This is a genomic window from Candidatus Accumulibacter aalborgensis (genome assembly GCF_900089955.1).
Lineage (GTDB): Bacteria > Pseudomonadota > Gammaproteobacteria > Burkholderiales > Rhodocyclaceae > Accumulibacter > Accumulibacter aalborgensis.
Genome location: NZ_FLQX01000108.1, coordinates 1 through 1477, shown reverse-complemented (window position 1 = coordinate 1477; position 1477 = coordinate 1). Strand labels below are relative to the sequence as shown.

Sequence of the window (1477 nt, the reverse complement as noted above, 5' to 3'; positions counted from 1 at the left end):
AAGCGTTCCGAGATGGCCGGGCTGATCGAGCATCACAAGAAGGAAATGGGGCGCCTGGCGGCTGATCTGGCCCACCTCGACGCAACGCTAAAGCTGTTTTCCCCGGAAATCGACCTGCGGATCATCCGCGCCAAGGAACATCGGACGCGCAACCGCTTCTTCCGGCAGGGAGAATGCCAGCGCATGGTTCTGGACATCTTCCGCGAGGCCCAAGGCACGGCGCTGAGCAGCCGCCAGATCGGCGAAGCCCTGGTGGCACGCCAAGGCCTGGAATCCACCCCGGTCATGATCGAGCAGATGCAGAAGAACGCCATTGCCGTCGTGCATCGCCTGGAGCGCACAGGCACTCTGATTCCCGCGGGCCGTGACGGACACGGCACGACCTGGTCAGTCGCATGACGCCTTCACAGCGCCAGGCTTTCCCCCAGCCGGTGGTTGCCCTGCCAGTACCCGCACCAGTCCCGGCTCACCAGAGCACGGGCGCACTTGCCGACGATATCCAGGAAAATGTGGCCGTTGCTCCAGCGCCGGGTATCTTCCCGGTAGGCAATCTCGTGGGCGTAGTTGTCGAGGTACTTCGGAGAAAGCTTGTGGACCTGGCCGATCTGGAAGCGGCGGAAGCGGGAGAAGTACGATTCGGCAAGGTTGTTGGTCGTGCCGTCATCGGCGCGGTACGCCTGGCTGTGGTTCACCCGGCGGACCTCGTACTTGGCAGGCAGCAGGTCGTAGGCCGCGGATTCGTCGGCACAGATCACCGCACCCGGGGCGATGTAGGCCGGCGCCAGTTTGCCGAGGTCGGACTGGTTCTCATTCTTCACGATGAAGGTGAGCGTCTTCCTGGCCCCGGCGTGGCCGGCTTCCACCTCCGCCTCGGTGTGCGCCTCGCGCATCACCAGAATACAGCGCTTGTCCGGGTCTTGATTCTCCGCCAGGCGCCGGTCCACCCGGTCTTCCCTCTTGTTCTCCGGTCGCACCTTCCCCCCGACATACGCCCCGTCGACGTGAACGTGACCCGTCAGGGCCGATTCATCCCGGTCCACCAGCAGGCTCTCCCGTATCTTCTGCAGGAGGACGTAGGCGGTCTTGTGGGACACGCCCAGGTCACGGCCCACCTGCAGCGCGGAAATGCCCTTCACGGCGTTGGCAAACAGGATCACCGCCGCCAGGTACAGGCGCAGGGGCAGCTTGTGGAAGGCGAAAATCGTCCCGGACGTGACGGAGAAATCTTCCTGGCAGCCTGCACAGCGCCAAATCTTGCGCGTCGGCCGAAAGTAGTGCCGGTGCACCAGGCCGCAGTGCGGGCAGACCACTTCGTCCCCATCGCCCCAGCGCACGCGCCGGAACAGGGTAAAAGCGTCATCGTCGCTCATGCCCAGGACTTCCACCAGGGACAGCGTACGGGCTTCGGCTTTCAGCAGGAAATGCAGACTCATCGCAGGGGCTCACGGGGGTATGTCATGCGTACCAGTGTATTCGT

Annotated in this window: 2 protein-coding genes; one reads left to right on the top strand and one right to left on the bottom strand. The window is 63.9% G+C overall.

Annotation, left to right across the window (positions count from 1 at the left end):
* A partial coding sequence (locus tag ACCAA_RS10155) for a hypothetical protein (protein WP_186407135.1) occupies positions 1–399 on the top strand: 399 nt, incomplete at its 5' end.
* 5 nt (positions 400–404) lie between these two features.
* Here ACCAA_RS10155 and ACCAA_RS10150 read toward each other — a convergent pair.
* Entirely contained in the window at positions 405–1433 is a 1029-nt protein-coding gene (locus ACCAA_RS10150) for an IS1595 family transposase (protein WP_186407134.1), read from the bottom strand.
* Positions 1434–1477: the final 44 nt, after the last annotated feature.